General features: G+C 43.0%; 7 protein-coding genes and 1 tRNA gene. All 8 read left to right on the top strand.

Annotation, left to right across the window (positions count from 1 at the left end; genetic code table 11):
- Nucleotides 1–4 precede the first annotated feature (4 nt).
- The 8 genes from NFS43_RS24110 (at nt 5) to glmS (ending at nt 8437) form a co-directional block, all read left to right on the top strand.
- Nucleotides 5–77, top strand: a tRNA-Lys gene (locus NFS43_RS24110).
- Between the two features lie 185 nt (nt 78–262).
- On the top strand, nt 263–1162 hold the full coding sequence (gene rocF, locus NFS43_RS24115; RefSeq protein WP_251555523.1) for an arginase: 900 nt from the start codon (nt 263–265) through the stop codon (nt 1160–1162).
- 246 nt (nt 1163–1408) lie between these two features.
- Nucleotides 1409–1972, top strand: a complete 564-nt coding sequence (sigW, locus tag NFS43_RS24120) for an RNA polymerase sigma factor SigW (protein WP_251555524.1) — start codon at nt 1409–1411, stop codon at nt 1970–1972.
- A gap of 19 nt (nt 1973–1991) precedes the next feature.
- The gene (locus NFS43_RS24125) at nt 1992–2606 is read left to right on the top strand and encodes an anti-sigma factor family protein (RefSeq protein WP_251555525.1); all 615 of its coding nucleotides are present in this window, start codon (nt 1992–1994) and stop codon (nt 2604–2606) included.
- A 136-nt stretch (nt 2607–2742) separates the two neighbouring features.
- Nucleotides 2743–3570 (top strand): diadenylate cyclase CdaA, encoded by an 828-nt coding sequence (gene cdaA, locus NFS43_RS24130; RefSeq protein ID WP_251555527.1) that lies wholly within the window; start codon nt 2743–2745, stop codon nt 3568–3570.
- Nucleotides 3563–4783 carry a CdaR family protein gene (locus NFS43_RS24135; protein ID WP_251555529.1) on the top strand — a complete coding sequence of 407 codons (1221 nt, stop codon included), beginning with the start codon at nt 3563–3565 and terminating at the stop codon, nt 4781–4783. Before cdaA ends, NFS43_RS24135 begins: the two co-directional genes overlap by 8 nt.
- A gap of 35 nt (nt 4784–4818) precedes the next feature.
- Nucleotides 4819–6171: a phosphoglucosamine mutase gene (gene glmM / locus NFS43_RS24140; protein ID WP_251555531.1), complete on the top strand. Its 1353-nt coding sequence runs from the start codon at nt 4819–4821 to the stop codon at nt 6169–6171.
- 463 nt (nt 6172–6634) lie between these two features.
- Nucleotides 6635–8437 (top strand): glutamine--fructose-6-phosphate transaminase (isomerizing), encoded by a 1803-nt coding sequence (gene glmS, locus NFS43_RS24145; protein WP_251555533.1) that lies wholly within the window; start codon nt 6635–6637, stop codon nt 8435–8437.
- Nucleotides 8438–8532: the final 95 nt, after the last annotated feature.

Below are 8532 nucleotides of genomic sequence, written 5' to 3' on the forward strand. Positions count from 1 at the left end.
TTTTGAGCCATTAGCTCAGTCGGTAGAGCATCTGACTTTTAATCAGAGGGTCGAAGGTTCGAGTCCTTCATGGCTCATAAATAAATAATTGCTAAACACAAGAGTGCAAATGCTCTTGTGTTTTTTTATGCATAAAAATTTATGTGGAAAATTACATCTCCCTGCGGTGAACCTTTTGCGGCGCATATACATGCAAAATTTTGCCAAGTTGAGTCATTCTTAGATGTACCGTTAAAATATACCATATAGGGAGGGGTTAGTGATGCACAATAAGCTTTCCATAATCGGCATGCCAATGGATTTAGGTCAAATGCGGCGCGGGGTGGACATGGGTCCAAGTGCCATCCGTTACGCCGGAATCAATGAAAAATTGAAACCGCTCTTTTCTGAACTTGCGGATTTAGGGGACATTCCAATTGGGAGGCCGGAGGTTGAAATTGATCAAGAGTCGAATCTCAGAAATCTGCATTTAGTAGCGGAAAAAAACGAATTACTTGCCCAAAAAGTAGATGAAGTAGTTCAGTCTGGTGCATTTCCTTTGGTCCTTGGAGGCGATCATAGTATTGCAATCGGAACCTTGGCTGGCGTAGCCAAGCATTATCAAAACCTTGGAGTCATTTGGTATGATGCTCACGGTGATTTGAATACGGCTGAAACGAGTCCTTCTGGAAATATCCATGGGATGCCGCTTGCAGCCAGCCTTGGATGGGGGCATTCCTTGTTGACGGGAATCGGCGGCTACTCGCCTAAGGTCAAACCAGAAAATGTCGTGATCATTGGCGCCAGGGCATTAGATGACGGGGAAAAGAAGCTGATGAAGGAAAAAGGAATGAAAGTGTACACCATGCATGAGATTGACAGGCTGGGTATGACAAAGGTTATGGAGGAAACGATTGCTTATTTAAAGGATAGGACAGATGGCGTACATTTATCACTGGACCTGGATGGATTAGATCCCCGTGAGGCACCTGGTGTGGGAACACCCGTTATGGGAGGGCTCAGTTATCGTGAAAGTCATTTGGCCATGGAAATGCTGGAAGAAGCAAAAATCATCACATCTGCTGAATTTGTAGAAGTTAACCCTATCTTGGACGAGAGAAATAAAACGGCGTCGATTGCGGTTGGATTAATGGGGTCATTATTTGGGGAAAAGCTGCTTTAAAACATATTTATTTTGTTTTTTTGGATAATAGCATTGTTATTTCATCATATTTTGTGTAATATGGCAGGGCACTTTGGTTTTTTACCGCCCTGCTTTTTTGTTTTTAAAACCTGCTAGAATCTTTTTAGCAATTATTAGTAATATTTTGTTAAAATTATAGGTACTGGGAACTTTTTTCGTCAAAGGCGAAACTTTTTTGTTAACGATTCGTATTATCGTTAGCAGCAATGGAGCTGAGGTAAGTTAATGGACCAACTAGTAAAAAAACGAATTAAACAAGTCATTAAAGGCGATCATGATGCCTTTGGCGATATTGTTGAAATATATAAGAACAGTATATACCAGCTGTGTTTCAGAATGCTTGGGAACCGTCATGAGGCAGAGGATCTAGCTCAGGAAACCTTTATTCGAGCATACGTGAATATCGAATCGTTTAACCAGGATTTAAAATTTTCCACCTGGCTTTATCGAATTGCCACGAATTTGTGCATTGACCGGCTTCGCAAGAAGAAACCAGACTATTACTTGGACGCAGAAGTGGCCGGGACGGAAGGGTTGACGATGTATTCACAGATCCCGTCTAATACCCCGCTGCCGGAAACGGAAGTCGAAAGCTTAGAGCTCCAAGAAACGGTTCAAAAAGAAATTTTAAAGCTGCCAGAAAAATACCGGTCAGCGATTGTCCTAAAATATATTGAAGATTTGTCATTAAATGAAATCAGTGAAATTCTTGACCTGCCGCTAGGAACGGTCAAGACCAGAATTCACCGAGGCAGGGAAGCTCTGAGACAACAATTACGGTACGTTTAAATAAGAGGTGAATAATCCAATGTGTCCGGACCAAATTATTGAACTAATGCATGACTACTTGGACGATGAATTAGACCCAGACAAGGAGCAAATCCTCAGAGAACACCTCCAAAGCTGTAAAGAGTGCCAAACCATTTTTAATGAGTTAAAGAAGACGGTTGCTTTCGTTCAGAGCATTTCTCACATGCAGGCACCCGCCGATTTTACGGCGCAGGTTTTGGCCAAATTGCCGAAGGAAAAGAAAAAGATTTGGCTGGGCCGTTTGTTAAAATCCCATCCGATTTTATCAGCTGCCTCCGTATTCGCTGTGTTAATGTTAGGCAGTCTGGTGCAAACTTGGAATCAGGACCAGGAATTTTCTGTTTCCAAGCAGAAAAATCTGGTTGTGAAGGATAATACTGTCATTGTGCCCAAAGGGGAAGTAGTCAAAGGCGACGTTATTGTCCGCAATGGAGATTTGCAAATTGAAGGTGAAATTCAAGGGGATGCTACTGTCATTCATGGGAAACAATATTTGGCCTCAGCAGGCCATGTGACAGGAGATATTGAAGAGGTGAATGAAGTTTTTGACTGGATGTGGTATCACATGAAAAAAACAGCTAAACAGGTCGTTAACGTTTTTGACTCCGAATAAAAAACAAATCACTCCTTTAGGGTGATTTGTTTTTTTTATCAGTTACATATAATAAGGACATGTGTGTTTTATGGTATAATATATGAGTTGTTTGTACATTTGTTTTTAAAGCAAGCAAAGTTACGGAGGAAGAATCATGCCGTTTGCCGATTGGACATTTTGGAAGTATATAGCGAGTATTGTTGATATTGCTGTTGTCTGGTATGTCATTTATAAATTAATCAATATTATAAGAGGCACGAAAGCTGTTCAGTTATTAAAAGGGATTTTTGTCATATTGATTGTAAAAGTCGTAAGTGATTTTTTTGGGCTTAGGACGCTTAGCTGGATTATGGAGCAGGTGATCACCTATGGGTTCTTGGCAATCATCATTATTTTCCAGCCGGAATTAAGAAGAGCGCTGGAACAGCTGGGGCGGGGGAAGTTTTTTTCCAGGACCGCCAACCAGGGGGATGATGACCAGGAGAAGACGGTGGAATCCATTATCAAAGCTGCCGACTACATGGCAAAGCGCCGAATAGGAGCGTTAATTTCGATAGAGCGGGAAACAGGGATGAATGATTATATCGAAACAGGGATTCCGTTAAATTCAAGAATATCATCTGAGCTTTTGATTAATATTTTCATACCAAATACGCCGCTGCACGATGGGGCCGTGATCCTTCAGAAAAATTCCATCGCTGCTGCTGCCTGTTACCTGCCTTTATCCGAAAGCCCGTTTATTTCAAAAGAATTAGGAACAAGGCACCGGGCCGCACTAGGGATAAGTGAAGTAACGGACAGCATTACCGTTGTGGTCTCTGAAGAAACAGGAAGCATCTCATTGACCAAAAACGGTGAATTGCATCGTGACTTGAAAGCAGATGAATTTAGAGTATTACTGACCAATGAATTAGTGGATTCTGTAAAAACGAAGCAAGCTTCTTCAGCCCGCTGGAACTGGAGGGGAAAAAGCAATGGATAAATGGATGGATAATTCCTGGTTTATCAAAATTTTAGCCTTATTATTGGCGGTCCTTTTATACAATTCGGTACCAGCTTCAGACAATAAAGAAGTGAATGTGCCGGATGGTGAAAAGAGTGCGGTGATTGAGGATGTGCCAGTAAAAGTTTATTATGATACCGAAAATTTAGTGGTGTCGGGCATTCCCAATACTGTTGATGTGACCATTGAGGGGCCCAACACCCTTGTGCAGTCAGTAAAAGCATTACGCAGCTTTGAAGTGTATGTCAATTTAACAGGGGCCAAGATTGGCAGACAGCAGGCTAAGATTCAGATTAAGGACTTATCTGATAAATTGAAGGCGACCATTAAGCCGGCAGCTGTGTCGGTAACGGTTCAAGAAAAAATTTCCAAGCAATATAATGTGGAAGCAGAATTTAATGAAGACTTGATAGAAGATGGCTATTCGGTCGGACAACCTGTGACTGACCCGAAAAAGGTGAAAATTACGGGGGCCAAAAGCGAAATGGACCGCATCGCCTATGTAAAAGCAGTGATTGGCGGTAAAAACAAATTAAAGGAAACTACCGAAGCAGAAGCAACGATTCAAGTTCTAGATAAAGACTTAAATAAGCTGGATGTCACCGTGGAACCAGCTTCCGTGAAAGTGACCATTCCAATTAAGCAGAATGTTAAAACGGTCCCAATAGATATAGTGAAAAAAGGGACACCGCCGTCAGGCGTCACCATTGATGACATCACACTTGACACAAAAGAGGCTGTGATTTCTGGCAATGAAGCTGTGCTGAAGGAGACAGATAGTGTCAGGGTGGAAGTGGACCTGACTAAGATCACCGATGATACTACACTGGAACTTCCAGTCATCATTTCTAATGGAATAACAAAGGTTACACCGGAGCTGGTGAATGTCAAGGTTACTGTAACCAAGCAAGAACAGAAGACCGTCACGGGTGTCCCATTGAGCATTAAAGGGCTGGACACAAAGTATAAAGCGGTTATTAACGACCCGGCAAACCAGCAAATTAATCTAACAATCAATGGTCCGAGTTCAGCGCTGGCGGCATTAGGGCCAGGTGATTTTCATGCATATATAGATTTAAACAGCCTCACCGAGGGAAGCCATGAAGTCAATATTCAGGTGGAGGGACCTTCAAACATAAATTGGACACCTGATCGATCAACCGCAAAAGTGACAATTACAAATAATGCATAATATCGCAATAACATATTGAAGGAGCGGATTTTAAAATGGGAAAATATTTCGGTACCGACGGTGTACGTGGAGTGGCAAATAGCGAGTTGACACCTGAACTTGCCTTTAAACTTGGCCGATTCGGCGGATATGTTTTAACAGAAGATAAACCACGTCCAAAAGTTTTGATTGGCCGGGATACACGGATATCCGGGCATATGTTGGAGGGGGCGCTTGTTGCGGGTCTTCTTTCCATCGGTGCTGAGGTCATGCGTCTTGGGGTCATTTCCACTCCTGGGGTGGCATTTTTAACAAAGGCGTTAGGAGCCCAAGCGGGAGTCATGATTTCCGCCTCCCATAACCCGGTTGGCGATAATGGAATTAAATTCTTCGGACCAGATGGTTTCAAATTATCGGATGAGCAAGAAGAAGAGATCGAGAAGCTGATGGATCTTCCTGAGGACCAGCTGCCGCGTCCAACAGGCGCCGACCTGGGCCTGGTGATGGATTATTTTGAAGGCGGGCAAAAATACCTGCAATACTTGAAAAATACCGTTGATGAAGATTTCTCTGGGATTCATATTGCTTTGGATTGTGCCCACGGAGCGACCTCGTCCTTGGCTCCGCATTTATTTGCTGACTTGGATGCAGATTTGTCCACCATGGGTGCTGCGCCAAACGGCCTGAATATTAATGACGGGGTCGGATCTACCCATCCAGGTGCCTTGGCTGAATTGGTTAAGGAAAAAGGCGCTGATATAGGACTTGCGTTTGATGGCGATGGTGACCGATTGATTGCAATTGATGAAAATGGGAAAATTGTCGATGGTGACCATATCCTATATATTTGCGGAAAATATATGAAAGAGATGGGCCGCCTGAAGCATAACACCATCGTTTCGACTGTGATGAGCAACCTAGGCTTCTACAAGGCATTGGAAAGTCACCAAATTCAAAGCATCCCGACCGCGGTTGGGGACCGCTATGTCGTAGAGGAAATGAAGAAAAACGGCTATAATCTAGGCGGCGAGCAATCCGGCCATATCATTTTCTTGGATTACAATACGACAGGTGATGGGTTATTAACTGGCCTTCAATTAGTAAACATTATGAAATTTACAAAGAAACCTTTATCGGAATTGGCTGCGGAAATGCAAAAATTCCCGCAAAAGCTTGTGAATGTAAGAGTCACCGACAAGCATCATGTTACAGATAACGCAAAGGTAAAAGAAATCATCGACAAGGTAGAAGCAGAAATGGCTGGCGACGGGCGGATTCTCGTGCGCCCATCAGGAACGGAACCGCTTGTCCGTGTAATGGCTGAGGCACCTACAGAAGAGCTTTGCGAGTCGTATGTGAAGCAGATTGTTGAAGTTGTGGAAGCTGAAATGGGATTAAAAGAGGAATAGCATAAAATATGCATAAGGGAACAAAATGGCTCCCTTATGCATATTTTATTTTATAGATTTATCATCTTTGGGAAAATAGTCATTTTTTAGTTTTTTAATTGACGTACCCTTATTCTTTCATGTAGTATAAAATTGCTTTATTTTTTAAAGCAGTTTGTTTATCGCAGAATGAAAGGAGGGCAGCAGGTAAACCTATAATTATAGCGCCCGAACTAATCCATGACTGAGTGATTAGTTGACGAGGAGGAGGAGTATCGAAATGTTCGGCGGATACCTCCCGGCTGCACGCACAACCGTAATTTTTTCCTTAAAACACAGAGGCAACTTTGTGCACAAAGGGAAGAAAATGCGTAAACAAAGCAATGTTTAATCAGGCATAGACAGATGCCTAAAACAGAGATAAGGGGGCAAGTATGCCTCCATGCCTTCTTGCCCCCTGTCGTCCAGGGAGGAAAAGAAATTTATGTGCGGAATTGTTGGATATATTGGAAACAACGACTCGAAAGAGATTTTATTAAAGGGTTTAGAAAAGCTCGAATATAGAGGTTATGATTCAGCGGGGATTGCAGTAAAAAATGAGAACGGCATCCATGTATTTAAAGCAAAAGGCCGGATTGCCGATTTACGCGGCATCGTCAATGAAAATGTGATGGCGGAGATCGGGATTGGCCATACCCGCTGGGCTACGCACGGCGTGCCAAGCATGGTAAATTCCCACCCGCACCAAAGTGAGTCTGGCCGCTTTACTTTGGTTCATAACGGCGTTATTGAAAATTATGACCTATTAAAGCGCGAATACTTGGCAGACGTTCGTTTTGAAAGTGAAACCGATACAGAAGTCATCGTTCAGTTGGTTGATAAATTTGCCCATGAAGGCTTCGAAACCTTGGAAGCATTTCGTAACACTTTAAAGCTGCTCCATGGTTCTTATGCGCTTGCCCTTTTGGATGCAGAAGACAATGAGACCATTTATGTAGCGAAGAATAAGAGCCCGCTTCTTGTTGGCCTTGGGGACGGTTTCAATGTTGTGGCAAGTGACGCGATGGCCATGCTGCAAGTGACGAATCAATATGTGGAATTAATGGATAAAGAAATTGTGATTGTGGCTAAAGATGAAGTGACAATCCAAAATCTGGCCGGTGAAACAATTAACCGCACCCCGTATACGGCTGAATTGGATGCAAGCGACATTGAAAAGGGCACCTATCCGCATTACATGCTGAAGGAAATTGATGAACAGCCGGCTGTACTCCGTAAAATTATTCAAGCGTATCAAAATGACCAAGGACAGCTTAAAATTGAAGAGGAAATTATCAGTGCTGTTAAAGCAGCAGACCGGATTTATATTATTGCGGCCGGCACGTCCTACCATGCGGGTCTTGTTGGAAAGCAGTTCATTGAAAATTTGGCAAAAGTTCCGGTTGAGGTTCATATTTCCAGCGAATTTGGCTATAATATGCCGTTATTGTCGGAAAGGCCATTGTTTATCTTTATTTCCCAGAGCGGAGAAACGGCCGACAGCCGTGCTGTGCTTGTTCAAGTAAAAGAAATGGGTTATCCCGCATTAACCATCACCAATGTACCTGGATCGACGCTTTCACGTGAAGCAGACTATACACTTCTCTTGCATGCAGGTCCGGAAATTGCAGTTGCCTCTACCAAGGCGTATACAGCCCAATTAGCTGTTCTGGGTATTTTGGCTGAAGTAACAGCTAAAAGCCGCGGGCTGGAAGTCAGCTTTGATTTGATTCATGAGCTTGGCTTGGCAGCCAATGCTATGGAGGTTCTGTGCGATTCGAAGGAGATTATCGAGGTAATGGCAAGAGAATTCTTATCGGTTACCCGCAATTGTTTCTTTATCGGACGGGGAATTGATTTCTATGTTGGTTTAGAGGGAGCCCTTAAGCTGAAGGAAATTTCCTACATTCAAGCAGAGGGTTTTGCCGGCGGAGAGTTAAAGCATGGCACGATTGCATTGATTGAGGAAGGTACCCCAGTCATTGCGCTGGCTACCCAAGAAAGTGTGAACTTAAGCATTCGTGGAAATGTCAAAGAAGTAGTTGCCCGCGGAGCGAACCCATGCATCATTTCCATGAACGGATTGAATATGGATGAAGATAGTTTTGTGATTCCAGAAGTACACGAATTATTAACACCACTTATCTCTGTTATACCATTACAATTGCTAGCTTATTATGCTGCGCTGCACCGTGACTGTGATGTGGATAAACCACGAAATCTCGCGAAGTCGGTGACAGTTGAATAATTGCTTTTTGTTATAAAAAAATGTTGTCCGTGGAAAATAAAGTTGGTAACTCCTTATCTCATATATACCTGTAACTTTCCTCTTCCCTCTGCTTT

It is taken from the genome of Neobacillus muris, assembly GCF_943193175.1.
GTDB lineage: Bacteria > Bacillota > Bacilli > Bacillales > Cytobacillaceae > Neobacillus > Neobacillus muris.